Source organism: uncultured Litoreibacter sp. (assembly GCF_947501785.1).
In the GTDB taxonomy this organism is placed as follows: Bacteria; Pseudomonadota; Alphaproteobacteria; order Rhodobacterales; family Rhodobacteraceae; genus Litoreibacter.
The window spans coordinates 605,676-631,669 of the sequence record NZ_CANMXB010000001.1 but is presented as its reverse complement, the minus strand read 5'-3'; the positions used below and the strand labels follow the sequence as shown (position 1 = coordinate 631,669).

Genomic DNA, 25,994 nt, shown 5'->3' with positions numbered 1-25,994 from the left:
AGGGCGCAGTTATGGACCCGTTAACCTGGACAGGCGACATCGGCACCGTTTTGAACCCGATCTTCATGGTCGTGGTCGGCCTCTTCGCTGTCATGCTAGTGGTGCAATTCGTGCTCAGCTTCACAGCCCCGCCCCCATCGATCACCGTTAACCCTGACGGGTCGGCGATGAGCAGCGGCGGCACCATCGACATGGTGGGCCGGGTCAACACTTACCTGTTCCTCGGCATCCTCGGCATGATCGCGGTCTACATGTTCTCCGGCCTCGTCACGCCCTATGGCACCGGAGGCATCTTCGGCGAGATCGGTGCGCGGCTCCTGCCCGTCTGGATCGCGCTCATTGCCACCTTCGCCCTGTCGATCACCTTCAAACGCAAGCTGGGCCTTTACGGCAAGCTGTTCGATTCCATGATCGGGATGATCGGCTTCGCCATCGTGATGTTCTGGGTCTTCGTGGCCCTCTTTGTGGCCGCCGACTTGATCGTCACCCATGACCCGCTCGTCCAGGTCTCAGGCATGAAGAACAAGGTTCCCGGCACGGCCATGAGCTCCGCGGCACCCGAGGGTGCATATCCCCACTACCTGCTCGGCGGCGACAACCTCGCCCGCGACGTGTTCAGCCGCGTGATGCAAGGCAGTCAGATCGTGCTGATCATCGCGCCCGCTGCGACGCTCTTCGCCTTCATGGTCGGCATCACGTTGGGCCTTCCCGCCGGCTATTACGGCGGCAAGTTCGACACCGTTCTATCCTTTGTCGCCAACTTGGTTTTGGCCTTCCCGGTGATCTTGCTGTTCTTCCTTCTGGTAACCCCCGAAATCAGGGCCGCGGGCGTGGATATTCCTATGAAGACAGCGCTCGTTTGGATGGTGTTTGGTCTCGCTGCTGTGGCGGTGGGCTACTACTTTCCAAAGCTCTTTCCTGATGACAGCGCGTCCGGGCTCAGGCATTTCCGTGCAGTTACGCCGTATGTCGGGGCGGCAGGTGCGCTGCTGGCTGGGTTGATGATCATGGTCCTTATTGCAAGGTTCTCCCAAGAAAACCCGAACGACATTCCGTATCTTGAGACAAGCTATCTCTACAGAGTCCCAACGATCCTGGCCTCCATACTGTTCATCTTCCCGCTGGTGTTCCTGGTCCTCCTTTGGAATTCCCGATTCTTCACGCAACCATCGAAGAATTACCTCTACATCGGGTTAACGCTGCTCATCGGCGGCTACCTCTATCTCGCGCTCGCTTGGGATGCCGACCCGTTCGGGATGATCTCTATCGACCAGAACGTGCTTATCGTTTTCGTCGCCGTGGTCTTCGTGAACTCCCCCACCGTGTTCCGCATCGTGCGCGGGCTGGTGCTCGACATCAAAACCCGCGACTACGTCGCCGCCGGTCAGACCCGTGGGGAGGGCGCGTGGTACATCATGCTGTGGGAAATCCTGCCCAACGCGCGCGGGCCGCTGATCGTCGATTTCTGTCTGCGCATCGGCTACACCACGATCCTGATCGGGACCCTGGGCTTCTTCGGCCTCGGCCTCGAATCTGAATCGCCTGACTGGGGCACGACCATCAATGCTGGTCGCAGGCTTTTGGGCATCTACCCGCACCCCGCAATCGCGCCCGCGCTGTCTTTGATGACGCTGGTGCTGGGCCTCAACTTGCTGGCCGACGGGCTGCGCGAAGAGAGCCTGAAGGACTGATCATGGCGTGTTTTTCCCCGGTGGCGGACCTAAAGATTAACGACCTGTCAGCACGGCGTGTCGGTACAGGCTGTGTACAGGGTGTGTACGCGCTGTGTACGCCCGAAATGACCCAAAAAGGAGAAGGTTAATGGCTGACCAGACCTATGACGGCCCCATCCTGGAGATCGACAAGCTCTCCATTTCCTTCTTCACCAGATTGCGTGAAATCCCTGCTGTTATGGACTTTTCCTGCACCGTGCGCCCCGGCGAGGCCATGGGTTTGGTCGGCGAATCCGGCTGCGGCAAAAGCACCGTGGCGCTTGGGGTTATGCAAGATCTCGGCGTCAACGGCCGCATCGTCGGCGGCTCGATCAAATTCAAAGGTCAAGACCTCGGGCAGATGTCGCAAGAAGAGCTGCGCAACATCCGCGGTTCCGAAATTGCCATGATTTATCAAGAGCCTATGGCATCCTTGAACCCCGCCATGCGCATCGGCAAGCAGCTGATGGAAGTGCCGATGATCCATTTCGGCACCTCGGAAAAAGAGGCCTATGAGCGCGCCCTAGAGGTGGTCACCGACGTTAAGCTGCCCGACCCCAAACGCATCCTGAACAGCTTCCCGCACCAGCTGTCCGGCGGCCAGCAACAGCGTATCGTCATCGCCATGGCCTTGATGTCAAAGCCTTCTCTGCTGATCCTTGATGAGCCCACAACCGCTTTGGACGTGACCGTCGAAGCCGCCGTGGTCGAGCTGGTCAAAGACCTCGGCAAGAAATACGGCACCTCCATGCTGTTCATCTCCCACAACCTCGGATTGGTGCTGGAAACCTGCGACCGCATTTGCGTGATGTATTCCGGCGAAACCGTTGAAACTGGGCGCATTTCCGACGTCTTCGACGAGATGCAGCACCCCTATACGCAGGCCCTATTCCGCTCTATCCCGTTGCCCGGCGCCGACAAAAACGCGCGCCCCTTGGTGGCCATTCCCGGCAATTTCCCCCTGCCCCATGAACGCCCCAACGGGTGCAATTTCGGCCCCCGCTGCGACTATTTCGAAGCCGGCCGCTGCGATCAGGGCGTGATCCCGATGGCGGAACTGTCGACTGGCGACCGCCACGAAACCCGCTGCCTGAAATACGCAGAGATCGACTGGAACGCGCCGATAGACGTCGGGAAACAAACAGAAAAACCCGCACCCGGCGATGTTGTCCTGAAGATGGACAACCTCAAGAAATACTACGAAGTCGCCGCCTCCGCCCTCTTTGGCGGGTCCAACAAGAAGGTCGTCAAAGCCAACGAAACCCTGTCTTTCGAGGCCCGCGAATCCGAGACACTGGCCATCGTGGGCGAGTCCGGTTGCGGCAAATCCACATTTGCCAAGGTTTTGATGGGGTTGGAGACCGCGACGGACGGTAAAATACTTCTTAACAATTCCGAGATACAAGACACGCCGATTGAAGACCGTGACACCAAAACGGTCTCCAACGTGCAAATGGTGTTCCAAAACCCGTTCGATACGCTGAACCCGTCGATGACCGTGGGCCGGCAAATCATCCGCGCTTTGGAAATTTTCGGCATCGGCGAAACCGAAGCCGACCGCGAAAACCGCATGCTGGAGCTTCTAGATCTGGTGAAATTGCCGCGAGAATTTGCGGGCCGCATGCCCCGCCAACTGTCTGGTGGCCAAAAACAACGCGTCGGCATCGCCCGCGCTTTTGCCGGTGACGCCAAAATTGTGGTGGCCGATGAGCCTGTTTCGGCGCTTGATGTGTCCGTTCAGGCAGCGGTTACCGATTTGTTAATGGAGATCCAGCGGGAGAATAAAACCACGCTTCTGTTCATCTCCCACGACTTGAGCATCGTGCGCTATCTATCTGATCGCGTTATGGTAATGTACCTTGGCCATGTGGTTGAACTGGGTACAACCGATCAGGTGTTCCAGCCGCCTTACCACCCCTACACGGAAGCCCTGCTCAGCGCGGTGCCCATCGCGGATACCAGTATTGAGAAGCAGCATATCGTGCTAGAGGGCGACATCCCATCTGCCATGAACCCGCCCACCGGCTGCCCCTTCCAGACGCGTTGCCGTTGGAAAGATCAGGTGCCGGGCGGTTTGTGTGACAAAGAAGTCCCGCCAGTTCGCATCCTTGAGGGCAACCACCAAGTCAAATGCCACCTGGCGGACGACATCCTCGCCCGCATGGAACCGGTCATTAAAATCGCTGCAGAATAAGGGCTTACGCGGCCTGACGTTTTAGCACCGCGGGGCTTTTGGCGATCACGGCCCCCCACCTGTTTGTCGGCTTTTCGACCAGCAGATAGGTGGGCACGGACAGCACAAGCGTGACGCCGAAAACGACCAGGAACTCCAGATATCCCGGAAAGCTCTCCGGCAAAGCGAAGTAGCGCACCACCAAGGCATGCCACAAGTAGATGCTGTAGCTGATCGACCCTGCAAACAGCAGCGGCGTTGTGGTCAGGATGCTAACCCCGCCCGACGACCGATGCCCCACAATAATCAGCGCCGTCGCCACCCCAACCCACGCCCCTGTCATCACTGGCGCAGCAACGCAGGCAAACAGGAAGATGGCGACGCCGCCCCAAAAGGCCATAGTCTCTCTGCCGATCATCTGGGTTGAGGAACGCAGCTTGTAGGTCAGCACACCCAGCAGAAAATACGGCCCGTAAGTCGTTGGGAACCATTCTGAAATCAGGCTTGGCCCAAGCTGCGCTCCAATAAGGATGGTCGCGAATGCAAGCGCAGCCAACCCCACCATAAAGATCACAGCTTTCCGCACGCCAACCGCCCGCGCAATGACCCAAGGGAGGATGACGTACCAGAAGACCTCTACCGGAATGGTCCATTCCACACCGATCAACGAGTTGGCGATCTTGTAGTCCCAGAAGCTCATGAATGTCAGATGCATCAACAGGTTATAGGCATCCGTTTCCACGCCAAACCTGGCCGACCAGCCGGTGCCGGTTATGACCCCCGCCACCGTCAAGGCGATCGCAGCGCCGATGACGAAGAAATACACCGGCGCGATCCGCATCAACCGCCTGACCAGATAGGACAGGTAGGACGGCGCCCCAAGATAGGTCGCCGCGATGGTAAAGCCGGAAATGACGAAAAACACCTGCACGCCGTACCGCCCGGCCTCGGTGACATTCTCCCCGATCTGGCCAAACTCGCGGAAGATCGAGCAGTGAAACGCCACCACCATCGTCGCCGCAATCGCCCGCAGCCCCGTGATGAAGTCAGTGTCGCCATAGCGCCGGATGATCGAGGCATTCATCGCGTATTACACCCCGTAGAGCGCCCCGAATTTCTGGTCCAGATAATCCAGCAACGGCCCCTCCGTCGGTTCAAACCCGCATGCATGGCGGATCGTGTCGCGCGGCTCGCGTAGCCCGCCAAACTGCTGCAGGTTCTCTCGCAGCCACGCCGTTGCATGGCTTGTGTCGCCCTTGCTCAGCTGCTCATCGAGTGCGGGCACGGCCTCGCGCAAAGACTGGTACAGACAGCCCGCATAGACATTGCCAAGCGAATAGGTCGGGAAGTAGCCAAACAGACCGAAAGACCAATGCACGTCCTGCAACACCCCGTTCGCGGGCTTGTCCACGGCGACACCGAAATCGGCCTCGAACCGGGCGTTCCAAGCCTCCTCCAGGTCGGCAACTTCTAGCTGCTCAGCAATCAGTTGACGCTCCAGATCGAACCGGAGCATGACATGCAGATTGTAATGCACCTCGTCCGCCTCGGTGCGGATGTAGCCGGACCCCACGCGGTTGACGATGCCGTAGAAGCTGTCCTCGTCGGCGACGCCGAAATCGCCAAACTGGTCGCGCATCTTGCCGTAAAGCCAACCCGTGAAGGCACGTGACCGCCCCAACTGGTTTTCATAGATCCGCGACTGGCTTTCATGCACGCCCATAGACACGCCCGACCCCAGCGGGGTCAGTTCATAGTCGCGGTTGATGCCCTGTTCATAGCAGGCATGCCCGACCTCGTGGATCGTGGAATAGAAGCAGTTGAACGGGTCACGCGGGCTTGTGCGCGTGGTGATGCGCACATCGGTGCCTGACCCGCTTGAGAACGGGTGCACCGCCTTGTCGATGCGGCCAATGCTCATGTCATACCCAAAGGTTTGCGCCAGCAAGGTCGATACGGCCAATTGTCCGGCCTCGTCAAATTCCTGATCCAGCCCAGCGGGCGCATCGGCCCCCAACACCTTTTCCCGCAACGCCACCAGTCGTGGGCGCATCCGGTCGAAAATCGCCTGCAGCTCACGGCCTTTGATGCCAGGCTCGTAGTCATCCAGCAGCGCGTCATACAGATCGCCACCTGCCGCAAGGCAGGCCGCCTCTTCCCGTTTGAGCCGGATCATTTCCTCCAGCACCGGGGCGAAGGACTTGAAGTCATTGTCTGCCCGCGCCGCGGCCCATATTCCCTGCCCCTTGGAGGTATGGCGGGCAATGGCCGTCGCCAGATCAGCTGGGATCTTCGTGGTCCGCTCAAAGCTGCGCCTGATGTGGCGCAAGTTCGCACTGGAGGCGTCATCAGGCGCTTCCGCGGTCTCCAGCAATTCACCCGTGCGCGGGTTGGTCCGCCGGGCATGCAGAACCTCCTCAAGCGCGGCCATTTCTTCAGAGCGCAGGTCCGCCGCCCCCTCGGGCATCATCGTCTCCTGGTCCCAGCCAGTGCGCCCGGCAACAGAGCCCAACGCTTGGGTCACCCGCTCGTAGGCCATCAACTCATCATAGGCGGTCATAGTGCTATCCCCTCACGGATTGGGCAGTTGGGTACATGGCCAGAAAGCGCGCGCGCAGGATCATGCAAATCAGCACAACCGCGCCCAATTGATGGACGATGGCCAGATGAACTGGTGCCGCATACAGCACCGTTCCGACGCCCAACACCATCTGGCCGAAGAGCATCACCATAACCCAGTCAAAGGCCTGTTTGATCGCGCGGTTGCCCGAGCTGCGGGACCGGCGCCAGACAACGATGCCAAAGACAAAGACGAAGTAGCCCAGCAGCCGGTGGTTGAACTGCACCAGCGCCTCCCCTTCAAAGAAGTTGCGCCACCACGGCTCCAGCTCAAACGCCAGTGCCGGAAAGACGTCGCCGCCCATCAAGGGCCAATCCGTATAGGTGCGCCCTGCATCATTGCCGGCGACAAGCGCGCCGAGAATGACCTGCAGGTAGCCCGCATGCAGCAGCCCGCTGACCATCTTCTTCAGTTTCGGCTCGCTGTTGCGGCGCGATTGCATCAGGTCAGCCTCTGAACGGCCAAGCGACAGTATGTACCAACAAATCAGGCCGAGGATCACGAAGGCAAGCCCAAGATGGGTTGCCAACCGATACGGCGCCACATCCAGCCGCGCCCCTTCCAGTCCTGAGGACACCATCCACCAGCCAATAAAGCCTTGCAGCCCGCCCAAGGCGCCGATCAGCACCAATCGCCCGGTCCAGCCGGATGGAATTTGTCTGCGGATCGCGAAATAGGCAAAGCCCAGCGCCCAGACCAGACCAATGACCCGTCCAAGCTGGCGGTGCCCCCATTCCCACCAATAGATGACTTTGAACTCGTCCAGCGTCATCGAGGAGTTTTGAAGCTGGTATTCCGGGATTTGTTTGTACTTCTCGAATTCCTGATCCCAGACTTCGGCGCTCATCGGCGGGATGGCCCCTGTGACAGGTTTCCACTCCGTTATCGACAGCCCGCTATCCGTCAGTCGGGTCAAGCCGCCAACAACGATCATCACCACGACCAACGCAAACAGCACCATCAGCCAGGCGCGGATAGCCCCGCGCGCGCCGGGACGCTTGGCGCGATCAATCACACCAGCTTGCGTCGCCGGTTTCTCAGCGGTGTCAACTTCTTCGAATATGGAACGCTTTTCTGCCATCACTGCCCCTCTTGTTGGCGCTCAACCTAGTCTGCGTGCCTGCGCGCGGCAACTAGTCGTCGCGCTCTTTCCAGCGCACGAATTGCCGCAGCATTCCGTGGAAAATCTGCACGTCCTGCGGGGTCAGCGGCATGCGCGACAGCATGTTGCGCAGGTGCAGCTTCATGCTGTCCGCTTTGGTCTCGGGAAAAAAGAATCCGGCAACATCGAGACGGGAAACGAAATGTTCATAAAGTTTCTGTATCTCCAGCTGCGACGCCGCTTCGGCCTGGTCTCGCGCAATCTCTGCCTCGTCGGACTGTCTACGCCATTCATAGGCGGTCAGCAAAACGCACTGCGCAAGGTTGAGCGACGCAAAACCGGGGTTCACCGGGACCGAAATAATCGCGTTTGCCTGCGCGACATCGCTGTTTTCAAGCCCGGCCCGTTCCGGCCCAAACAAAACGGCGACGTTCTTGCCTGCTGCGATCATGGTGCGGGCCTGCCCCATTGCCTTTTCCGGGGTGACCACGGGCTTGGTCATATCGCGCCCGCGCGCGGTTGTCGCGAAGACATAATCAACATCGCCAACCGCATCTGCGGTTGTGCCATACACCGTCACATGATCGAGCACCTTGGCCGCACCGGACGCAGTCGCTGTCGCAGCGGCATTGGGCCAGCCGTCACGCGGGTCGACCAACCGCATCCGTTCCAGCCCAAAATTGAGCATGCCGCGCGCGGCGGAGCCGATGTTTTCGCCCATTTGAGGGCTGACCAACACCATGACCGGTTGGGGGCCGCCCCATTCTGCCTGTGCGTCGTGATCTGTGCCTGACATCGTCGAATTCCTAAGGTTTGCTCGGGGTTTAAGCGCCGCCTGCCCCGTTCGCAATGGTCTTGTGAGGCCGCTTCCTCGCCGCTATGACGGTGCCAAAGAAAAGGCCGAACCTATGATTGACGCAGCAGAGGACCAACAGGTCCCGCAAATTTACCTCATCACCCCTCCGGAGATCGAGCTGTCTCGTTTCCCTTCGCTGTTGTCGGGCATCATGGATGAGGTCGAGATTGCGTGTGTACGCCTCGCCCTGGCAGCTGCTGACGAGGACGAGGTCAGCCGCGCGGCAGATGTGCTGCGCGAAACCTGCCACGCCCGCGACATCCCCCTGATCCTCGACACCCACGTGCGGCTTGTCGAAAAGCTGGGCTTGGACGGTGTGCATCTCAATGACGGCGCCCGTACCGTCCGCTTTGCCCGCAAGGAACTGGGGGCAGATGTGGTTGTCGGGGCCGCCTGCGGCGCGTCGCGGCATGAAGGCATGAATGCAGGCGAAAGTGGCGCGGATTATGTCGCACTGGGTCCGACAAGCGACACTGGGCTAGGCGCAGGAGAGCTGGCCGCCATCGAAGACTTCCAATGGTGGTCGGAAATGATCGAATTGCCCATCGTGGCCGAAGGCGGCATCACCGTCGAGACAGTCGAACAGTTTGCGCCATTCGCTGATTTCTTCGCAATTGGCCCCGAAATTTGGAAGTCTGACACGCCCCTCGACGCCCTCAAGGCGTTGGTGGCGCCTCTAAGCTGAGACCAGCACGCACTGCGGCCTCTGACGCCGCTGCAAGCGATTTACGTTGGGCAAAGTCGGCAACTTTCAGCGGTGCGTGGTACTCCAATTCAATACGGCCTTGCCGCGGCGCGGCCAGCGTTTGCAGCAGGTGCGGTCCGAACTCCATGTCCCCCCACCAACCGTAGAACCGGTCGTCCTCCGCTTCAGGTGCGTGATAGGTCAGCGTCACAGGCTGAATATGGCAAATATCGCGCAATTCTTCTGTAAAGAACGCGGCAAAAAGCGTTGATTTAAATGGAAGAACCTGTCGCCCGTCACTGCTGGTGCCTTCCGGGAAGAACAGCAGTTTATGACCCGCCTGCAACCGGTCCTCAAAGATGGTCTTCTGCTTGGCGGCCTCTTTCGGATCACGGCGGATAAACACCGTACCGGTCGCACGGGCCAGCCAGCCGATACCGGGCCATCCAGCGACCTCTGACTTGGAAACGAAATAGACATCCTGCGTTGCATGCAGCGCAAATATGTCCAGCCAGGACGAATGATTTGCCACCACTGCGCCTTTTTCGGCCATCGGTGCGCCCCGGGCGGAGAATCTAACCCCCAACAACACAAGGGACCAACGACACACGTTGCGTGAAATGACAGGTGTTATGGGGCGCTGCATCCTAAATATCGGGCGTTCAACGAGGCGAACCAGCAGCAAGACCAAAAGCCCGCCAAAGACCAGCAGACCAAGAGGCACACCTCGCAAGATGACCCGGACCCATCCCATGATCCCGGGCGGTCTCGCCTCTGGCTCTGCCACATCGCGCCAGGTCACGACCGCTGCCCCTTTGCATAAATGTCGCGATGCTTGGCCGACATCTTCTCGGTGTCCACCACGAGGCACACGTCGACCGTGTTGAAGTCATGGTCAACGAAGGCACCATCACCGACCATACCGCCGAGGCGCAGGTAGGCCTTGATCAACGCCGGCGTCGCCTTCATGGCGGCGGGGCGTTTCACATGCTCGGGCGGGACAACGTCCATTGGTTGGTGCACCTTGGCACGCGGCCGCAGGTCCGGCGGCGCAAGATGGCTGTGGTGAAGATGCGACAACGGTTGCGCCAGTGCGGCCACATCCGTTCCATGAAAGCTTGCCACGCCAAAAAGAACTTCAATCTCATGCTTCAGGACGTATTCGGCGACGCCCTGCCAGAGATGAAACATCGCGGCCCCGCCTCTGTGGCGGGCGTCGACGCAAGATCGTCCCAGTTCCAACAATGTCCGACCGGAGGATTTCAGCGGCGTCAAATCATATTCCGCCTCGCTGTAGAACCCCCCTGCCGCGCAGGCCTGCGGCGCGCGTAACAGCCGGTAAACGCCGATGACATGGTTATAGCTCTGCGGGTCCACTCCCGGATCAATCAAGACAAGCTGGTCGGCAAACGCATCAAAGCGATCACGCTCGAAGCGGCCCTCATGGTCCACCTCGCCCCCGTTGCCACCCAATTCTTCCACAAACACGCTGTAGCGCAGCCGTTCGGCGCCGCGGGTGTCTTCAACGGAAGTCGCGATGCGCATTTCAAATTCCGCGGGTATCGGCCTCAAAACGCCTGCTTCCCCGAATAGACTTGCCCGGCAAGGCAAAGCGCTATTTGATGGCGGCAGTACATCATTCTAAAACCCACGTTTTCTGCCACTTCATTCAGCCCCCTGCTGCACCACCAGCAGAACATTCGAACCATTTATTGTCACCTTGCCTTGATGCTCAAAGTTAACTGTTATTTTACCATTTATGTTGGATTGAACCTGTCCAAGCCCCCAATCGGGCGCGTCCGGGTGGCGTACCAGCATCCCCGGCTCCAACAGAGAGTTCAAATCTTCCATCATGGCACAACCCCTTGGACCAGACCGTATGAGCATTGACCTCAAAGACAGCGCTGCACTGCTTGGATCCCGCATTTGTCATGACCTTATCAGCCCTTTGGGCGCGATCAGCAATGGGGTGGAGCTGCTGGCGATGTCCGGCGTCGCCAACACCCCGGAAATGAAGCTGATAGAAGAAGCCGTCGACAGCGCCAATGCACGGGTGAAATTCTTCCGCGTCGCACTTGGGGCGGCAACCGGTTCCCAGATGATGTCGCGTGCTAACGTGCTGAAATTGTTGGATGGTTGCTACGGTGGCGGGCGTATATCGGTCCGCTGGTCACCACCATCAGACCCAACAAGAACGGAAGCAAAAATCGCGTTTCTTGCACTGATGTGCGTCGAAACCACCCTTCCACAAGGAGGTGAAATCGTGGTGAACGCAGATCGGGGCAACTGGCAATTGCAGGCCTTCGGCCCGGTGGTGAGGTTTGATGCGGATGTGTGGTCCAGCCTGAACCGACAGCCCTCCGAACCACTCAGCTCAAACCAGGTGCAGTTTCAGCTGCTCAAAGACGCGTTTGAGGTGACAGGTCAATCCGCATCTGTGGGGCATTCCGACAGCGCGGTTTCCGTTCGCTATTAGAGCGTTTCAAGCTCGTCGCGGAAGCGACGCATGTTGTCCTGATAATGTAGCGCGGAGGCGATAAGGCCCTGCTTTTTCTGGGAATTCAGCTCGCGCACAACTTTGCCGGGCGTGCCGAGCACCATGGTGCCGTCGGGGATCACTTTGCCTTCGGTGATTAGCGCCCCTGCACCAATCAAACACCCTTTGCCGATCACGGCATTGTTGAGCACGGTTGCACCCATGCCGATCAAACTACCCTCGCCTATCGTGCAGCCATGCAGCATGGCCTTGTGGCCAATTGTACAATTTTTTCCGATGGTTAGCGGTGATCCAATATCGGTATGCAGCACACAGTTCTCTTGAATGTTGGTGCCCTCGCCCACAATGATCGGCTCGTTGTCGCCGCGCAGGGTCGCGCCGAACCAGATGGAGGTGGCGTCCTGCAGGATCACATTGCCGATGACATTGGCGTCCGGGGCGACCCAAAAATCGCCTGATACCGGCAATTGCGGGCTGTTTTGTCCCAAATTGTACAATGTCATTTGGCTCTTTCCCCAAATTGTACATTTAGATCTCGTACGAAATCGACCAATCCGGACTGCCGGGTCCGCCGAAGCCGTTCAGCCGTTAAGATGGCTTTAAGCTGCGCTTCGCTGTCGGCGATGTCATGATTAACGATACAGTAATCGTATTCCGCCCAATGGCTGATCTCGTCCCGGCTTTTGGTCATGCGGTCCGCAATCACCTCATCGCTGTCCTGACCGCGCCCACGGAGACGGTTTTCCAGCTCCGCAATCGAGGGCGGCAGAATGAAAATGGTCACCAAGTCTGCCGCCAATGCCGAGCCGCGAATTTGTTGGCCGCCTTGCCAGTCGATATCGAAGATTATGTCGCGGCCGACTTTCAAGGCCGTTTCAACAGGTCCAAAGGGCGAGCCGTAAAAATTGCCGAAGACTTCCGCATGTTCCAACATTTCGCCGTTTTCGACCATCTGCTGAAATTCATCGCGGGTCCGAAAATAGTAATCGCGCCCGTCCACCTCGCCATCTCGGGGTTTGCGCGTGGTCGCGGAAACCGAAAAGGTGATACTCGGGTCCCACTTCATCAGGAGTTTGGAGAGTGTCGATTTGCCCGCGCCGGATGGCGAGGACAAGATGATGGGGATTCCGCGCCGGTCTGACATGATTACTCCACGTTCTGAACTTGCTCGCGCATCTGATCAATCAACGCTTTGAGGTCAAGCCCCACGCGGGTCAGATCGGTCGACCCGGACTTGGAACACAGCGTGTTCGCCTCCCGGTTGAATTCCTGCATCAGGAAGTCGAGCTTGCGGCCAATCGCGCCCTTTGTCGCCAGCAAGTCGCGCGCGGCGTCAACATGGGCTTTCAAGCGGTCAATCTCTTCGGTGACGTCGGCCTTGACCGCCAGCATCGCCAATTCCTGCGCCACCCGGTCCGCATCAGCGCCGTCACTATTTGCCAAAACGCGTGTCAGATTGGTGCGCAGCGCATCGGCCACCTGATCTTTGCGGGCCTCCGCCAATGCGGCCGCATCTGTGACCAGTCGGGAGACATCATCCAGCGAGGTCTCCAACACGCTCTTTAGGGCGGCCCCTTCGGCCGCGCGCATGGCAAGGAATGCTTTGAGGGCCTTGTCGGCTGTCTTCAGGGCATCGGCTTCCGGTGGCAGTGCTTCGGTCTCGTCGCCTGTTGCCAGCACACCGCGCAGGGCCAGAATGTCAGCGGCATTGGGGCTGTCCATGTTCACCCCAGCAGCTTTGGCCCTGTCTTTCACTGTCTTTGCGGCGCTCAAGTAGCTGTCCAACACCGCTTCGTTGATTTGCAGCGAGCCCGCAGCGCCGTCTACCTCGTATCGCAGGGTGACATTGATGTTGCCCCTGCTGAGATTTTTCTGGAATTGCGCTTTCAGTTTCTGGTCAAATCCGACCATGCGTTCCGGTGCTCGCACACGGATGTCGAGCCCCTTGGCATTGACCCCGCGCATTTCGAGTGTCCAGCTGACCCCGCCTGCCGCGCCGCTCTCCGACGCGAAGCCGGTCATTGAGTGAACCATGTGTTATTAACCTGTTAACGTTTCTGCTGGCTGCAATTTGCATAAAATGTGCCATATTAAGAGCACGTTAAGTTTTCGCATCTAGGGTTAACAAAACCTGAAGGTTGCGGCAACTGCAGCGGGCCCTCGTGGGGTGGGCTTTTCAAGTAGCACATACTGCAACCATAGGGTGCAAGACCATGCGAGCGCAATTATCGAACGGGTCCGTCCGACCCGAAAACGTTATTCCATTCGGGACCTACCATACAGCTATGACACAACCGATCCTCGCCGAGATCCGCGCCTATTGGGAAGAGCTTCGTGGCGGACGGCTGATGCCGCTACGCTCTGAGATTGACCCGCGTGAAATGTCGTCCTTCCTTGAGGTGTGCTTCGTCCTGGAGCGCACCATGGACACGCAGATCAGGTTCCGCCTTGCAGGGCTGGAGATCAGCGACATCATGGGAATGGAAGTGCGCGGCATGACCCTGCGCAGCCTCATTTCCCCTGACGCGCGAGACCAGTTTGACGCCCAGATTGACGCGGTGTTCGAGACGCCGGAGATTCAGGAATACAAGCTTGTGGCACAAGAACGCGACGCGCCGGAGCTGGTCGGCAATATGTTGATCCTGCCGCTGAAAAGCGAAACCGGTGAGACGGATCGCGCCATTGGCTGCCTGAGCACGCAAGGCATTGTCGGCACCCCGCCCCGCCGGTTCCGGGTTACCGAGCTGCAACGCACGTCATTGTTGACGGGGCTTTCCGAGACGGACCGCCATATCCAACCCGCCCCGGAAACCGCATCATTTGCCGAAGCGCAGGCCCCCTATCAGGCCCAAGCGCCGCACCCGTATCTCAGGGTTGTAAAGTAAAAGCCCCCTGACCGCCGGTCAGAGGGCTTTCAACATGTGCGTAGCGTTCGTGTTCAGACAGCGGCGCGATGCACGCCCGCCCGCTCTGACAGCTCTTCAGCCACCAGAAACGCCAATTCCAGAGATTGCGACGCGTTCAAGCGGGGATCGCAGGCCGTGTGGTACCTATCCGACAGGTCTTCGTCTGTGACTGCACGGACGCCGCCGGTGCATTCGGTCACATCCGCGCCGGTCATCTCGAAATGCACGCCGCCAGCGACGGTGCCTTCGGCTTTGTGAACACCAAAGAATTCCTGCACCTCGCGCAGGACGCTGTCGAAGGGCCGGGTCTTGTAGCCGGAGGACGACTTGATTGTGTTGCCGTGCATCGGATCACAGGTCCAAACCACATTGGCGCCCTCTTCCTTCACCGCCTTAATCAGGCGCGGCAGATGCTCGCCTACGGACCCCGCGCCGAAGCGGTTGATCAGGGTCAGGCGGCCCGGCTCGTTTTCGGGGTTCAACGTGGCCATGAGCGACTTGAGGTGCCCGGTGGTCATGGTTGGCCCACATTTCAGCCCAATCGGGTTCAGCACGCCTTTGGCAAATTCCACATGCGCGCCGTCAGGCTGGCGGGTGCGATCGCCGATCCAGATCATATGGCCTGAGCCCGCCAGCCACTTGCCGGATGTGGAATCGACGCGGGTCAGCGCCTCCTCATATTCCAGCAGCAGGGACTCGTGCGACGTGTAGAAATCCACCGAGGCCAGCTCGGCATTGGTGGTCGACGTCAATCCGGCGGAGGCCATGAAGTCCAGGGAATCCTGGATGCGGTTCGCCATCTCGCGGAATTCCTTGGCCTGCTCGCTGGCGGTGAAGCCCAGCGTCCAGGAATGCACCTGATGCACATCGGCATAGCCACCCTTAGAGAACGCGCGCAGCAGGTTCAGCGTGGCGGCGGCCTGCGTGTAGGCCTGCAGCATTTTTGCGGGGTCCGGGATGCGGGCCTCCGGCGTGAAGTCCAGCTCGTTGATGATGTCGCCGCGGTAGCTTGGCAGCTCAACGCCGTCCTTGGTTTCGGTGTCGGCAGAGCGCGGCTTGGCAAATTGGCCTGCCATGCGGCCGATTTTGACCACGGGCACCTTGGCGCCGTAGGTGAGCACCATTGCCATTTGCAGCATCACCTTGAACGTGTCGCGGATGCCGTCGGCGGAGAAATCCGCGAAGCTTTCGGCGCAGTCGCCGCCCTGCAGCAGAAACGCCTCGCCGCGGCTGACGGCGCCAAGCTGTTGCGTGAGTTTGCGCGCCTCACCCGCAAAAACCAGCGGCGGATACTTAGACAGCTGGGCCTCTACCGATGCCAGTTTGTCGGCGTCGGTATAAGAAGGCATCTGGATGCGTGGTTTGTTGCGCCAGTCGGTCTTGGTCCAGGTCTGTGCCATGCTGATTGCTCCGTGCATGTTAGCGGTCTCATGTAAGAAGGCCCTGTTTAGTCTGCATTGCGGGGCTTGCCAATGTCGAAAACTCAGCTAAGGGTGAGACTTAGTTAGAGCGGATCGCCTAACCTCTGTGTGGATTGGGAGGTCCATGTGACAACGCCAAGCTCAGTAACGGGGCGCCCCGAGGAAAACACCCCCGCGACAGCGGGCAGATACGTGTTTGTCCTGATGGAAAACTTCACCATGTTGAGCTTTGCAGGCGCGATTGAGGCGTTGCGGATCGCCAACCGGATGGTGCCCGGCAGCTACCGTTGGGTGCTTGCGGGCGAAGGGGGCGAAACGGCGGAGTGTTCGGCAGGGATCACCTACGGGCTGGACATGGACCTGACCGAGCTACAGCGCGATGACGTTATTATGTTGTGCGGCGGCGTGGATGTTCAGAGCGCCACCAGCAAGAAGCTGTTGAACTGGCTGCGGCGCGAGGCGCGGCGCGGCGTCAAGATCGGGGCGCTTTGTACCGCGGCATACACCATGGCGAGCGCCGGGCTGTTGGATGGCAAGAAAGCCACGATTCACTGGGAAAACCAGGACAGCTTTGCCGAAGAATTCGAGGATGTTGAGCTGACGAAGTCGGTGTTTGTGGTTGATGGCAACCGCATGACCACCGCCGGCGGCACGTCCTCCATCGACCTGATGCTGAGCATTATCGCGACCGATCTGGGCGAAGAGGTCGCCAATATGGTGGCCGACCAACAGATTTACAGCTCGATCCGAACCGATCAGGATCAGCAACGCCTGTCGATCCCAACCCGCATCGGCGTGCGCCATCCAAAGCTCAGCCGCGTCATCCAGATGATGGAAGTCAATATCGAGGAGCCAATCAGCCCCTCCCTGCTGGCCAAAGAAGTTGGGATGTCGACCCGCCAGCTGGAACGGCTGTTCCGTCGCTACCTGAACCGCTCGCCGAAGCGCTACTACATGGCAATCCGGTTGCAGAAGGCGCGCAACCTTCTGATGCAAACCGATATGAGCGTGATCAACGTGGCTTTGGCATGCGGCTTTGCCTCCCCATCGCATTTTTCCAAATGCTACCGCGCACATTATGACACGACCCCCTACCGCGAGCGCGGCGCCCACGCGACCAAGATTTCCGGCGCCTAGCCCCCTCACTTCTGCGACAGCCGGGGCGTTTCGCCGTAGAAATGAGTTTGATCTGGCGCTGCAAACACTAGATTACGTTGTTATGGCCACGCGCGGCGTGGGCATCAGGGAACAAGACAAGGTCCAGGTCTATTCGGCTGTTTGGCAAAAAATCTAACGCGGATGTCGTGCGTGACGGGTTGGGAGACATTTCGCCCCGTCTGTGGCGGTATTGCCTTGTGCTGTCTGGCAATCGCGACACGGCAGAAGATTTGGCTCAGGCCGCCTGCCTACGCGCCATCGAGAAAGCCGACAAGTTTGAGCCGGGCACCCATCTGGACAGGTGGGTCTTCCGCATTGCCCAGCGCATGTGGCTCAATGACCTGCGCGCCCAAACCGTACGCCGTGGTGGCGGGCTGGTTTCGGTGCATGACACCGACCTGCCCGAAAGCGTGACGGGCGAAAAAATGTCTCCGGAATCGAATATTTTCGTGGGTGAGGTGTTATCTCAAGTAGCAGCACTTCCCCAAGCGCAGCGGGAGGCGGTGATGCTCGTCTATATCGAAGGGTTCAGCTACAAAGAGGCCGCCGAGGTTTTGAGCATTCCCATCGGAACGGTTATGAGCCGTCTGGCAGCCGCGCGCAGCAAATTAGCGGCCAAGCTGGCCCCGCAGGAAACGAAAGCAATATGAGCGACTACGCCGATATCAGCGACGAGGACCTGACCGCCTATCTTGACGGTGAGGCCGACGACGCCCTGTCCTCGCGGATCGAGGCTGCGCTTGCCATGGATGCGAGCATTGCGCAGCGCCTTGAGGCGCTCAGCATTGATGTCGGGTCCCTGAAGGGGGCCTTAGACGGGCTATTGCCCTCAGCACCGCGCGACCTGGTCCCTGCGAGGGCTGCGGCCAACACCAACCGCCCCTGGGGCATCGGTGCCACGGTTGCGGCCAGCCTGATTGTCGGCGTAACCGCCGGTTACCTTTACGCATCAAAACCTGCGCCGGAACCCGGCTGGATGGCCTATGTCGCCGCATACCAAGCGCTTTATGTCAACGCCACGCTGGCTGATGCCGGCGGCGCGCAGGGCACCGAATTGGCGCAGCTTGCGGGCGTTCTGGGGCGCGACTTGGAAGGCGTGGACACTGCGCCGAACCTGACCTTCAAACGCGGTCAGGTGCTGGGCTTCAAGGGCAAGGCGCTGGTTCAGCTGGCCTACCTATCTTCAGCCGGTGACCCCGTGGCGCTGTGTATCATCAAAACCAGCGGGGAGGCGAAACCCGTGACGACAACGCAGTTGGAGGGGATGCAGGCCGCCAGCTGGTCGGATGGCAATCATGCCTATCTGCTGATTGGCGGCGACGACGCGGCGCTGGTTGCTGAGAACGCCGCCTTCTTCGCGCAGACGCTGTAGGCCGGCGCCTCAGGCTTTGCGCAGCGCGAGGACCGCGTTCAGCCCACCAAATGCAAATGCATTGGACAGCACAACATCGACCGCGGCATCACGCGCCTCGTTCGGTACCACGTCCAGCGCGCATTCGGGGTCCGGTTCTTCATAGCCCACCGTTGGCGCGATAACCCCGTCCTTCAGCGCCATGATGCAGGCCAGCAATTCAATCGCGCCGGTGCCGCCAATGACATGGCCGTGCATGGACTTGGTAGACGAGATCATAAGGTTGTCGGCATGCGCCCCAAACGCATCGGACACCGCCGCGCATTCCGTCTTGTCATTGGCCGCCGTGCCCGTGCCATGCGCGTTGATGTAGCCCACATCCGACGGATTTACTTTGGCGTCCTTCATAGCCCCCGAAATGGCGCGCGCCGCCCCTTGGCGGGACGGCATTACGATGTCGGATGCGTCTGATGTCATCGCAAACCCGATGACTTCGGCCAATATCTCCGCGCCGCGCGCTTTGGCGTGTTCGAAATCTTCCATGATGAAGACCGCGGCACCTTCACCCTGCACCATGCCGTTGCGGTTTGCGCTGAATGGGCGGCACGCGTCCTTGGACATGACCCGCAGGCCTTCCCACGCTTTGACGCCGCCAAAGCACAGCATGGATTCAGAGCCGCCGGTGACCATGACCTTCGCCATTCCAGAGCGGATGAAGTTGAACGCCTGCCCCATCGCGTGGTTGGACGACGCGCAGGCCGTGGCAACCGTGAAGCTGGGGCCTTTGAGGTTGTATTGCATCGACACATGGCTGGCGGCGGCGTTGTTCATCAGCTTGGGGACCACAAAAGGGTGCACCCGGTTTTTGCCGTCCTCATAGACCGCGCGATAGTTTTCGTCCTGCGTGTTCAACCCGCCGCCGGATGTGCCGAGGATCACCCCGGATTGCGCGGCCAGCTCGCCCTGGAAGGTCAGGCCGGATTGGGCGATCGCCTCCCGTGCGGCGTGCAGGGTGAATTGCGTGAACCGGTCGTAAAGCGCGATTTCCTGGCGGTTGAATTCCTTGTGCGGATCGTAGCCATGTACCTGTCCGCCGATTTGTATGGCCAGACGGTCCACGTCGCGAATTTCAAGCGGGCCGATGCCGCAACGCCCCTCGCGGAAGGCCTCGAACGTGCCCTCGGCGGAAGCGGCGAGCGCGTTGATTGAGCCCTGCCCTGTGATGACGACGCGGCGCATCAGTTAGGACTTCTGCTCCGCCACCAGTTTTTCGACCGCCGCGACCACGGCGGCCACGCTGGAGACGTCAAACTCACTATCTGACGGGTCGTTGGCGTTGAACGGCACTGAAATGTCGAAGGCTTCCTCAATGGCGAAGATGCTCTCCACCAGGCCAAGGGAATCGATGCCGAGATCTTCCAGCGACGCCTCCATGGAAATGTCGGACACATCGAGCACGGCCTGCTCGGCCACGATCTCGATGACTTGGTCTTTCACGCTGGCAGACATGTGATCGGTCCTTGCGTCTATTCTGGGGTTTAGCAGCATGTAAGCCGGTTTGTCGCGATTTGCGAGGGCCTATTTGCTTTGTTGGAAAGACTTCATAAACCGCGGCAAGCGCCGAGTGGCCTTCTGCATCTCGATATGGGTCTCCATTTTGACAGCGGGATAGCCCAGCAAGACCCGACCGGCAGGCGCGTTGGTGAAAATCTTGGTGGCCCCGCCAGCGATGACGTCATCCCCAACGAATATATTGTCATTCACCCCGCATTGCCCGGCCATCACCACCCGGTCGCCGATCCGCGCCGAGCCCGCAATGCCGACCTGACCGCAGATCAGGCAATCCTCCCCAATCTGCACGTTATGGCCAACATGCACGAGGTTATCTAGCTTTGTGCCGTTCCCGATGGACGTGTCGCGAATGGTGCCTCTGTCAATCGCAGCGTTCGCGCCAATTTCAACGTTATTTCCGATGGTTACCGCGCCAAGTGAATGTATGCGCGTCCAGCTTTGCCGCGCCGCATCGCCTTGGTCGCCAAGGCTCTTGCGCACGTTTTCGACGCCGGACTTTTCGGGCGTCACGAATGAGAACCCATCCGACCCGATCACGCAGCCTGGCTGGGCGATGAAATTGTCACCGATGCTAACGTGATGGCAAATTCGAACCCCCTGCAAAATCAACGCGTTGTCGCCAATCGTTGATCCTTCGGCGATACTGGCATGGGCCGCTAAGCGGGCCCGCGCGCCGATTACCACGTCGCGGCCAATGACCACGAAGGGACCAATCGCCGCCCCGTCGCCAATCACCGCGCTTTCATGGACGATGGCCGAGGGATGCACGCCCTCGTCAATCTCGGGGCCCGGGTCCATCAATGTGGTCAGGCCAGACATCGCATAGCGCGGACGCGGCACAAAAATTGCGGCCTTCAAGCCGAGCGCCTGCCAGTCCGCCCCATCCCACAAGATGGCCGACTGAGCCGCACCAGAGGCCAACCCAGGCGCGTATTTTTCGTCCATTGCCAAGGCAAGCGCATCAGGTGAGGCCGATTGCGGTTCTGACGCGCATGACACAGTCAGCGCGCCATCCCCTTCGAACCGCGCGCCTAGCGCGGTTGCGATTTGCGATATGGTGTAGCTCATGGGCCTGCCTCAAATCCTGGGCGGGGCCCGGCGGCCCCGTTGATCAAGATTTAGGCTTTAACGCTGCGCAAGGTAACCCCTGCCTTAGTCAGGGCCGCAAAAATGCGCCCATCCCGACCATAGACATCACGCCGGTAATGCGCGCGGCCTTTGGCATCCACCCATGCCGTGAAGTATGCCAAGTGAACCGGCAAGGGTTGGCGCAGCTCGACGCGGCGCTCCGCCCGTGTGCGCAGGATGCTTTGGAAATACCCCTCGGGATCGCTTTCTTGCGCTTTCAGCAGGGCGTAGGCGAATTCAAACGGCTTGTGCACGCGCACGCAGCCATGACTGAACGCCCGCACTTCGCGGCCGAACAGCGACTTGGACGGCGTGTCATGCAGGTAGATATTGTACTTGTTCGGGAACATGAATTTCACCAGCCCCAAAGCATTCCCCTTAGAGGGCGGCTGCTTCATCGAATAGGGGAAATTCCGTTCGTTATACTGTGCAAAATTGATGTTGGCCCGGTTCACCGGTTTGCCGTTTGACCCGATGATTTGCAGCTGGCCCGCCGCCCCGCGATTGCGTTTGAGCAGCGGCAGATATTCCTTGGTCACAATCGAGCGCGGCACATACCAGCTTGGATTGATTACCATGAATTCCATCACATCCGAGAATTCCGGCGTCTTGCGGTCCTCTGTCTGCTTGCCGATCACCACGCGCGACCGGAATGTCGATTTGCCCTTCTCCATGATATCTACATGGAAGTCTGGAAGATTGACCCAAACGTGCTTCTTTTCGAGCGGGTTTGGCAACCAGCGGTTGCGTTCCAACCCGACGAGCACCTGGCTCAACCGGTCCGGAACGTCCTTATTTATCTCGGATATTGTCCCGGCCCCGGCTACCCCGTCGGGGGCCAGCCCGTGGCTGATCTGAAACTTTTGGACCGCGGCCTGAATGTTAGCGTCGTAACTCTGGCTGGCCGATTTGCGCATGAAGCCCATGCGGATCAGACGATTGCGCAGCTGCACGACCGCCGCGCCCGATTGGCCGGGCTTCAGCGCCTTTGCGCCAACTTTTTCGCCCCAGCCGCCTTTGGCCAGCAACTTTTCGAGACGCAGCTTCTCCTTTTGCAGGCGCACGTATTCCGGCTTGCGCGGGTTAAGCTTTTTCATGAAGCCTTGCGGGCTGGATTTCGCAAAGGCCGTGAGCGTGGCGGTCCGATCATAGCGCGGCACGTCAACCACGATGGACCTGTCGATCTTGCGGGGGTCCAGCAGCCCGGAGCGCATCGCATCTGCATAGTCCAGAAAGCGGCGCGCCGCCTCAACTTCGACCTGGCCGCGGTCCGTGGGTGTCTTTGCGGCCTTAAACATCTGCTTCAGGCCATCGGCGTCATACCGGCTGACGGGCAACCCATGGTCGCCCGCGCGGGCCAGAGATTTCAGCAATGCCCCGCGGCGTCGGCCATCCCCGTTGCCGGTGAAAATAGGTTTGAAAGCCCGCGAGCGGTAGAAGGCCGCAATTGACGCATCCTTGGAGGCCGCCTCCGCAATGGATTGTTTCAAAGCCGTAACAGCCGCATCCGCACGCCCTACCCCGAAGCCGGGCAACACCAGCGCCGCGGCACCGGCAGCCATCATTTTTACAGTTGTGCGTCGATTAAATTTAACAGTCATGGTCGCCCCAAGAAACTAAGTGCCCGTATGTTCGCGCTCAATATTTTGTAGCCCGACGGCAGAGTCCATTCACAATGCAGGGGGATCGCCGCCTTTTCTCCGCCCAGTTGCCGCATGGACACCATCCGCAACAATCTTTCGCAATGGGAAAATTGCGCAAATTTTTGCTCATTTGTGCCTTTTTAACGCCTCAGGTGCAGAGTGTTCTTGGTCCACGAATCAAGTTGTGCCATAAGGATGCGCATCTGGGGATCAAAAATACGACCGCGTAAGTGGTCAGGGCTACGGGACAGGCAAACTCATGGGTGAGAACAATTCCGCTAACGTGACGCGTCGCGCATTGCTAGGTGCATTCGCCGCGACCGCTGTGACAGCGGCTCCAGTCTATTCAAACGCATTCGGATTTCTCAAAGGGGCCGGCGACGTCCGCCGCATCAAGATGTATTCCGGCCGTACCGGCGAAACCATCGACATGATCTATTGGATCGAGGGCGAGTACATCAAGGAAGCGTTGAAGGAAGTGAACTACTTCATGCGCGACTGGCGCCAGAACAGCGCGACCAAGATGGACACCCGCACAATCGACATAATGTCCGCATCCCACAACCTGATGAAGGTGAGCGAGCCTTACATGCTGCTGTCGGGCTACCGCTCCCCCAAGACCAACGCGATGCTGCGCTCCCGCTCGCGCGGTGTGGCCAAGAATTCCCTGCACATGAAAGGTCAGGCTGCTGATCTTCGTCTGAAGTCCCGCTCCGTCGGTCAGATCGCGCGTGCTGCTGCGTCCTGCTCTGCGGGGGGTGTCGGCCGCTATTCAGGGTCCAACTTCGTGCATATGGATTGTGGTGTCGTACGCACTTGGGGGCGGTAGCGCCTACCTGCTCTGACCGAAAGCATATGGCCGCCCCAGCAATGAGGCGGCTTTTCTTTTACCTTGCCGCCACCGAATGTCCGCGCAACACTTTCTCAACGAACATTAACCGGAGCGGACCCCATGCCCGACGTCATCCTCACCATCAATGCAGGCTCCTCCAGCCTGAAATTTGCGTTGCACCCGGTCGCAGCCCCGCTGACACCGGTGCTGCGCGGCAAGATTACAGGCCTCAAGCGCGCCCCGGAATTTTCGATCTCGGTGCCAAAGCCCGCACCCGCACCCGTGCCGGTTCTTGACCCAAGATGCACCCATGAAGACGCCGCGCGGATATTATTGGACTGGCTCGCCGAGCACGCGCGGCACCATAAGGTTGTCGCGGTTGGGCACCGGGTTGTGCATGGCGGGCGGGACTTCACCGGCCCCGCCAAGATCACACCCGATGTGGTCGCGCAATTGGCCGCGCTCACCCCATTGGCGCCGCTGCACCAGCCGCATAACCTGGCCTCCGTCCGGCTGATTGCCAACCAGTTCCCGAACCTACCGCAAGTCGCGTGTTTCGACACCAGCTTTCACACAACGCAGACCCCGTTAGCCAAGCTGTTCGCTATTCCGCAGGAGCTGACGGAGACGGGACTGGTGCGTTACGGCTTTCACGGGCTGTCCTACGAATTCATCGCTTCGACCTTACCCGAGCATCTGGGCGACAAGGCCAACGGCCGTGTGATCGTCGCGCATCTGGGCAATGGGGCGAGCCTGTGCGCTATGGAAAACGGCGAAAGCCGCGCCACGACGATGGGCTTCACGGCACTGGACGGGCTGGTAATGGGGCGCAGGTCGGGCAGCATTGACCCTGGTGTGATCCTGCATCTGGTGCAGCAACGCGGGATGAGCGTGCCGGAGATCGAAAAGCTGCTCTATCAGCAATCGGGCCTGCTGGGTGTGTCGGGCATCAGCAATGCCATGCAGGACTTGCAGGCAAGCGATGATCCGCGCGCCAAGCTGGCGATGGATTTGTTCTGCTACCGCGCGGCGGCTGAAATCGCAGCACTGATCCCGGCGATTGGCGGGCTGGATGTTTTGATCTTTACCGCCGGTATTGGCGAAAACTCAGCCCAGACCCGGGCTGGCATTTGCGACCGCTTGGGATGGCTGGGCATCACGTTGGATGCCTCACGCAACGGCGCCGGAGACACCCGGATTAATGCCGATGACGCCAGATGCGACGTGCTGGTGATCCCTACGAATGAAGACGCAGTCATTGCTCAACATACGGTCGCGCTGACCTAGTCCTCCCTGGGCAAGGTTAGACCTGCGTTGCGGGCGTAGACCTTCGCGACTGCGGCATCGTCTTCGCGCCCTAGGCCGGACCCCGACGCCGCGAGAAACTGTTGCAAGGCCGCGGCGGTGATGGGCGCTGAAAACCTGGCCGATTTGGCGATGTCCAGCACGATGCCAAGGTCTTTGGGCCAGATATCGACCGAGCTGTGCGGCGTGTAATCTCCCGCCACGATATGCGGCGCGCGATTTTCCAGCATCCAGCTGGTACCCGCACATTTGGAGATCACCTCGACAAATTTGTCCGGGCTGACCCCTTGGGTCATGCCAAAGGTCAGGGCCTCGGCCATTGTCGCGATATGCACGCCCGCCAGCAACTGATTCACTGCCTTCATGGCCGATCCGGCCCCCGCCGTGTCACCAAGCTCGAACACTGTCTCGGATGTCGCGTCCAATACTTGCTTGGCCGCCGCAAAGGCCTGCGGCGTTCCTGACGCCATCACCGAAAGCTGCCCCTGCCCGGCCTTAACCGACCCGCCGGAGATTGGCGCATCAAGGTAATGCACCCCGCGTTCGGCGCAGCGCGCTTCCATGTCGCGTGCAAAGTCTGGTGGCACGGTGGCGCAGGCCATGACAACGGCCCCAGCCTTCAGCCCATCAACGACGCCGTTGGCCCCGAACAGAACCTCTTCGGTTTGGGCCGCATTCAACACGACAAGCACGGCTGCGTCCAAGTCAGCCGCGATGTCCCCCACAGAAGCCGCCTTGCCGCCCGCATCCGTGAACCGGCTCACCGCATCGGCATTGACGTCGAACCCGTAGGTCTGATGGCCCGCCCGCACCAGCGACATGGCGCTCCCAAAACCCATTGAGCCAAGCCCAAAGACAGCAACGTTTTGTGTCATGAATTCCCCCGCAAGCAAATGAAATGGCGCACCCGACAGGATTCGAACCTGTGACCTCTGCCTTCGGAGGGCAGCGCTCTATCCAGCTGAGCTACGGGTGCCTGTCGTCTCTATAGCCAGCCCGTTGCAGCACCGCAATCGGTATTGAACTCGCCGCG

Annotated in this window: 26 protein-coding genes and 1 tRNA gene; 10 read left to right on the top strand and 17 right to left on the bottom strand. The window is 59.6% G+C overall.

Features of this window, described 5'->3' with window-relative positions; genetic code table 11:
* The first annotated feature begins 11 nt into the window (after positions 1-11).
* Both Q0899_RS03200 and Q0899_RS03195 read left to right on the top strand, forming a co-directional pair.
* Positions 12-1,691, top strand: a complete 1,680-nt coding sequence (locus Q0899_RS03200; protein WP_299191071.1) for an ABC transporter permease — start codon at positions 12-14, stop codon at positions 1,689-1,691.
* 130 nt (positions 1,692-1,821) lie between these two features.
* Positions 1,822-3,906: an ABC transporter ATP-binding protein gene (locus Q0899_RS03195; RefSeq protein WP_299191070.1), complete on the top strand. Its 2,085-nt coding sequence runs from the start codon at positions 1,822-1,824 to the stop codon at positions 3,904-3,906.
* A gap of 4 nt (positions 3,907-3,910) precedes the next feature.
* On the opposite strand, the gene Q0899_RS03190 is transcribed toward Q0899_RS03195, so the two are convergent.
* From Q0899_RS03190 to Q0899_RS03175, 4 genes are read right to left on the bottom strand one after another with little or no spacing between them, the layout of a single operon-like run.
* The gene (locus Q0899_RS03190; protein ID WP_299191069.1) at positions 3,911-4,969 is read right to left on the bottom strand and encodes an acyltransferase; all 1,059 of its coding nucleotides are present in this window, start codon (positions 4,967-4,969) and stop codon (positions 3,911-3,913) included.
* Between the two features lie 6 nt (positions 4,970-4,975).
* The gene (locus Q0899_RS03185) at positions 4,976-6,445 is read right to left on the bottom strand and encodes a carboxypeptidase M32 (RefSeq protein ID WP_298291781.1); all 1,470 of its coding nucleotides are present in this window, start codon (positions 6,443-6,445) and stop codon (positions 4,976-4,978) included.
* A gap of 4 nt (positions 6,446-6,449) precedes the next feature.
* On the bottom strand, positions 6,450-7,586 hold the full coding sequence (gene ctaA, locus Q0899_RS03180) for a heme A synthase (RefSeq protein WP_299191068.1): 1,137 nt from the start codon (positions 7,584-7,586) through the stop codon (positions 6,450-6,452).
* Positions 7,587-7,638: 52 nt separating this feature from the next.
* On the bottom strand, positions 7,639-8,403 hold the full coding sequence (locus Q0899_RS03175) for an RNA methyltransferase (protein ID WP_299191067.1): 765 nt from the start codon (positions 8,401-8,403) through the stop codon (positions 7,639-7,641).
* Between the two features lie 112 nt (positions 8,404-8,515).
* On the opposite strand from Q0899_RS03175, the gene Q0899_RS03170 reads away from it, so the two are divergent.
* On the top strand, positions 8,516-9,148 hold the full coding sequence (locus Q0899_RS03170; RefSeq protein WP_299191066.1) for a thiamine phosphate synthase: 633 nt from the start codon (positions 8,516-8,518) through the stop codon (positions 9,146-9,148).
* On the opposite strand, the gene Q0899_RS03165 is transcribed toward Q0899_RS03170, so the two are convergent.
* The 3 genes from Q0899_RS03165 to Q0899_RS03155 form a co-directional block, all read right to left on the bottom strand.
* Positions 9,120-9,902 carry a 1-acyl-sn-glycerol-3-phosphate acyltransferase gene (locus Q0899_RS03165; protein ID WP_298358295.1) on the bottom strand — a complete coding sequence of 261 codons (783 nt, stop codon included), beginning with the start codon at positions 9,900-9,902 and terminating at the stop codon, positions 9,120-9,122. The two genes, Q0899_RS03170 and Q0899_RS03165, sit on opposite strands and share 29 nt — an antisense overlap.
* 44 nt (positions 9,903-9,946) lie before the next feature.
* Complete coding sequence (locus Q0899_RS03160; protein ID WP_298291790.1) at positions 9,947-10,693, bottom strand: GNAT family N-acyltransferase; 747 nt, start codon at positions 10,691-10,693, stop codon at positions 9,947-9,949.
* A gap of 120 nt (positions 10,694-10,813) precedes the next feature.
* Positions 10,814-10,999 carry a DUF3553 domain-containing protein gene (locus tag Q0899_RS03155; protein WP_298293296.1) on the bottom strand — a complete coding sequence of 62 codons (186 nt, stop codon included), beginning with the start codon at positions 10,997-10,999 and terminating at the stop codon, positions 10,814-10,816.
* Between the two features lie 28 nt (positions 11,000-11,027).
* Here Q0899_RS03155 and Q0899_RS03150 point away from each other — a divergent pair, with 28 nt between their 5' ends.
* Positions 11,028-11,624, top strand: coding sequence for a histidine phosphotransferase family protein (locus Q0899_RS03150; protein WP_298291791.1), 597 nt, complete (start codon positions 11,028-11,030; stop codon positions 11,622-11,624).
* Here Q0899_RS03150 and Q0899_RS03145 read toward each other — a convergent pair.
* From Q0899_RS03145 to Q0899_RS03135, 3 genes are read right to left on the bottom strand one after another with little or no spacing between them, the layout of a single operon-like run.
* Positions 11,621-12,148: a gamma carbonic anhydrase family protein gene (locus tag Q0899_RS03145; RefSeq protein ID WP_299191065.1), complete on the bottom strand. Its 528-nt coding sequence runs from the start codon at positions 12,146-12,148 to the stop codon at positions 11,621-11,623. The genes Q0899_RS03150 and Q0899_RS03145 overlap by 4 nt on opposite strands.
* Positions 12,145-12,789, bottom strand: coding sequence for a guanylate kinase (gene gmk / locus Q0899_RS03140; RefSeq protein ID WP_298291795.1), 645 nt, complete (start codon positions 12,787-12,789; stop codon positions 12,145-12,147). Before gmk ends, Q0899_RS03145 begins: the two co-directional genes overlap by 4 nt.
* 2 nt (positions 12,790-12,791) lie before the next feature.
* Complete coding sequence (locus Q0899_RS03135) at positions 12,792-13,679, bottom strand: YicC/YloC family endoribonuclease (RefSeq protein WP_299191064.1); 888 nt, start codon at positions 13,677-13,679, stop codon at positions 12,792-12,794.
* A gap of 251 nt (positions 13,680-13,930) precedes the next feature.
* Between Q0899_RS03135 and Q0899_RS03130 the strand changes: the two genes are divergently transcribed.
* Positions 13,931-14,530 (top strand): PAS domain-containing protein, encoded by a 600-nt coding sequence (locus Q0899_RS03130; RefSeq protein WP_298291799.1) that lies wholly within the window; start codon positions 13,931-13,933, stop codon positions 14,528-14,530.
* A 53-nt stretch (positions 14,531-14,583) separates the two neighbouring features.
* On the opposite strand, the gene Q0899_RS03125 is transcribed toward Q0899_RS03130, so the two are convergent.
* Positions 14,584-15,951, bottom strand: a complete 1,368-nt coding sequence (locus tag Q0899_RS03125) for a class II 3-deoxy-7-phosphoheptulonate synthase (protein ID WP_298291801.1) — start codon at positions 15,949-15,951, stop codon at positions 14,584-14,586.
* 147 nt (positions 15,952-16,098) lie between these two features.
* On the opposite strand from Q0899_RS03125, the gene Q0899_RS03120 reads away from it, so the two are divergent.
* The 3 genes from Q0899_RS03120 to Q0899_RS03110 all read left to right on the top strand — a co-directional run bounded on the left by Q0899_RS03120 (position 16,099) and on the right by Q0899_RS03110 (position 18,502).
* A complete protein-coding gene (locus tag Q0899_RS03120; RefSeq protein ID WP_298291803.1) occupies positions 16,099-17,109 on the top strand; it encodes a GlxA family transcriptional regulator in 1,011 nt (336 codons plus the stop codon).
* Positions 17,110-17,276: 167 nt separating this feature from the next.
* The gene (locus tag Q0899_RS03115; RefSeq protein WP_298291805.1) at positions 17,277-17,780 is read left to right on the top strand and encodes an RNA polymerase sigma factor; all 504 of its coding nucleotides are present in this window, start codon (positions 17,277-17,279) and stop codon (positions 17,778-17,780) included.
* A complete protein-coding gene (locus Q0899_RS03110; protein ID WP_299191063.1) occupies positions 17,777-18,502 on the top strand; it encodes a hypothetical protein in 726 nt (241 codons plus the stop codon). Before Q0899_RS03115 ends, Q0899_RS03110 begins: the two co-directional genes overlap by 4 nt.
* 9 nt (positions 18,503-18,511) lie before the next feature.
* Here the strand turns inward: Q0899_RS03110 and Q0899_RS03105 are convergent, their stop codons facing one another.
* The 4 genes from Q0899_RS03105 to Q0899_RS03090 form a co-directional block, all read right to left on the bottom strand.
* Positions 18,512-19,720, bottom strand: a complete 1,209-nt coding sequence (locus tag Q0899_RS03105; RefSeq protein ID WP_299191062.1) for a beta-ketoacyl synthase — start codon at positions 19,718-19,720, stop codon at positions 18,512-18,514.
* 3 nt (positions 19,721-19,723) lie between these two features.
* Positions 19,724-19,990 carry an acyl carrier protein gene (locus tag Q0899_RS03100; RefSeq protein ID WP_298291811.1) on the bottom strand — a complete coding sequence of 89 codons (267 nt, stop codon included), beginning with the start codon at positions 19,988-19,990 and terminating at the stop codon, positions 19,724-19,726.
* Positions 19,991-20,059: 69 nt separating this feature from the next.
* A complete protein-coding gene (lpxD, locus tag Q0899_RS03095) occupies positions 20,060-21,121 on the bottom strand; it encodes a UDP-3-O-(3-hydroxymyristoyl)glucosamine N-acyltransferase (protein WP_298291813.1) in 1,062 nt (353 codons plus the stop codon).
* Between the two features lie 50 nt (positions 21,122-21,171).
* Complete coding sequence (locus tag Q0899_RS03090; RefSeq protein ID WP_299191061.1) at positions 21,172-22,782, bottom strand: L,D-transpeptidase family protein; 1,611 nt, start codon at positions 22,780-22,782, stop codon at positions 21,172-21,174.
* Between the two features lie 301 nt (positions 22,783-23,083).
* On the opposite strand from Q0899_RS03090, the gene Q0899_RS03085 reads away from it, so the two are divergent.
* Positions 23,084-23,653, top strand: a complete 570-nt coding sequence (locus Q0899_RS03085; RefSeq protein ID WP_298291817.1) for a DUF882 domain-containing protein — start codon at positions 23,084-23,086, stop codon at positions 23,651-23,653.
* Positions 23,654-23,776: 123 nt separating this feature from the next.
* Positions 23,777-24,943: an acetate/propionate family kinase gene (locus Q0899_RS03080; protein ID WP_299191060.1), complete on the top strand. Its 1,167-nt coding sequence runs from the start codon at positions 23,777-23,779 to the stop codon at positions 24,941-24,943.
* Here Q0899_RS03080 and ltnD read toward each other — a convergent pair.
* The gene (gene ltnD, locus Q0899_RS03075) at positions 24,940-25,836 is read right to left on the bottom strand and encodes an L-threonate dehydrogenase (RefSeq protein ID WP_299191059.1); all 897 of its coding nucleotides are present in this window, start codon (positions 25,834-25,836) and stop codon (positions 24,940-24,942) included. The genes Q0899_RS03080 and ltnD overlap by 4 nt on opposite strands.
* A gap of 24 nt (positions 25,837-25,860) precedes the next feature.
* Positions 25,861-25,937, bottom strand: a tRNA-Arg gene (locus Q0899_RS03070).
* Between the last annotated feature and the right edge of the window lie 57 nt (positions 25,938-25,994).

What these genes read in the sequence shown, in the direction of transcription:
- Q0899_RS03190 (WP_299191069.1), bottom strand. Translation starts at nt 4,969, where the DNA reads ATGAATGCCTCGATCATCCGGCGCTATGGCGACACTGACTTCATCACG.
- gmk (WP_298291795.1), bottom strand. Translation starts at nt 12,789, where the DNA reads ATGTCAGACCGGCGCGGAATCCCCATCATCTTGTCCTCGCCATCCGGC.
- Q0899_RS03135 (WP_299191064.1), bottom strand. Translation starts at nt 13,679, where the DNA reads ATGGTTCACTCAATGACCGGCTTCGCGTCGGAGAGCGGCGCGGCAGGC.
- Q0899_RS03105 (WP_299191062.1), bottom strand. Translation starts at nt 19,720, where the DNA reads ATGCGCCGCGTCGTCATCACAGGGCAGGGCTCAATCAACGCGCTCGCC.
- Q0899_RS03155 (WP_298293296.1), bottom strand. Translation starts at nt 10,999, where the DNA reads ATGGAAGATTTGAACTCTCTGTTGGAGCCGGGGATGCTGGTACGCCAC.
- Q0899_RS03085 (WP_298291817.1), top strand. Translation starts at nt 23,084, where the DNA reads ATGGGTGAGAACAATTCCGCTAACGTGACGCGTCGCGCATTGCTAGGT.
- Q0899_RS03125 (WP_298291801.1), bottom strand. Translation starts at nt 15,951, where the DNA reads ATGGCACAGACCTGGACCAAGACCGACTGGCGCAACAAACCACGCATC.
- Q0899_RS03110 (WP_299191063.1), top strand. Translation starts at nt 17,777, where the DNA reads ATGAGCGACTACGCCGATATCAGCGACGAGGACCTGACCGCCTATCTT.
- ctaA (WP_299191068.1), bottom strand. Translation starts at nt 7,586, where the DNA reads ATGGCAGAAAAGCGTTCCATATTCGAAGAAGTTGACACCGCTGAGAAA.
- Q0899_RS03145 (WP_299191065.1), bottom strand. Translation starts at nt 12,148, where the DNA reads ATGACATTGTACAATTTGGGACAAAACAGCCCGCAATTGCCGGTATCA.
- Q0899_RS03195 (WP_299191070.1), top strand. Translation starts at nt 1,822, where the DNA reads ATGGCTGACCAGACCTATGACGGCCCCATCCTGGAGATCGACAAGCTC.
- Q0899_RS03080 (WP_299191060.1), top strand. Translation starts at nt 23,777, where the DNA reads ATGCCCGACGTCATCCTCACCATCAATGCAGGCTCCTCCAGCCTGAAA.
- Q0899_RS03185 (WP_298291781.1), bottom strand. Translation starts at nt 6,445, where the DNA reads ATGACCGCCTATGATGAGTTGATGGCCTACGAGCGGGTGACCCAAGCG.
- Q0899_RS03150 (WP_298291791.1), top strand. Translation starts at nt 11,028, where the DNA reads ATGAGCATTGACCTCAAAGACAGCGCTGCACTGCTTGGATCCCGCATT.
- Q0899_RS03165 (WP_298358295.1), bottom strand. Translation starts at nt 9,902, where the DNA reads ATGGGATGGGTCCGGGTCATCTTGCGAGGTGTGCCTCTTGGTCTGCTG.
- Q0899_RS03160 (WP_298291790.1), bottom strand. Translation starts at nt 10,693, where the DNA reads ATGCGCATCGCGACTTCCGTTGAAGACACCCGCGGCGCCGAACGGCTG.
- Q0899_RS03100 (WP_298291811.1), bottom strand. Translation starts at nt 19,990, where the DNA reads ATGTCTGCCAGCGTGAAAGACCAAGTCATCGAGATCGTGGCCGAGCAG.
- Q0899_RS03200 (WP_299191071.1), top strand. Translation starts at nt 12, where the DNA reads ATGGACCCGTTAACCTGGACAGGCGACATCGGCACCGTTTTGAACCCG.
- ltnD (WP_299191059.1), bottom strand. Translation starts at nt 25,836, where the DNA reads ATGACACAAAACGTTGCTGTCTTTGGGCTTGGCTCAATGGGTTTTGGG.
- Q0899_RS03090 (WP_299191061.1), bottom strand. Translation starts at nt 22,782, where the DNA reads ATGACTGTTAAATTTAATCGACGCACAACTGTAAAAATGATGGCTGCC.
- lpxD (WP_298291813.1), bottom strand. Translation starts at nt 21,121, where the DNA reads ATGAGCTACACCATATCGCAAATCGCAACCGCGCTAGGCGCGCGGTTC.
- Q0899_RS03130 (WP_298291799.1), top strand. Translation starts at nt 13,931, where the DNA reads ATGACACAACCGATCCTCGCCGAGATCCGCGCCTATTGGGAAGAGCTT.
- Q0899_RS03175 (WP_299191067.1), bottom strand. Translation starts at nt 8,403, where the DNA reads ATGTCAGGCACAGATCACGACGCACAGGCAGAATGGGGCGGCCCCCAA.
- Q0899_RS03170 (WP_299191066.1), top strand. Translation starts at nt 8,516, where the DNA reads ATGATTGACGCAGCAGAGGACCAACAGGTCCCGCAAATTTACCTCATC.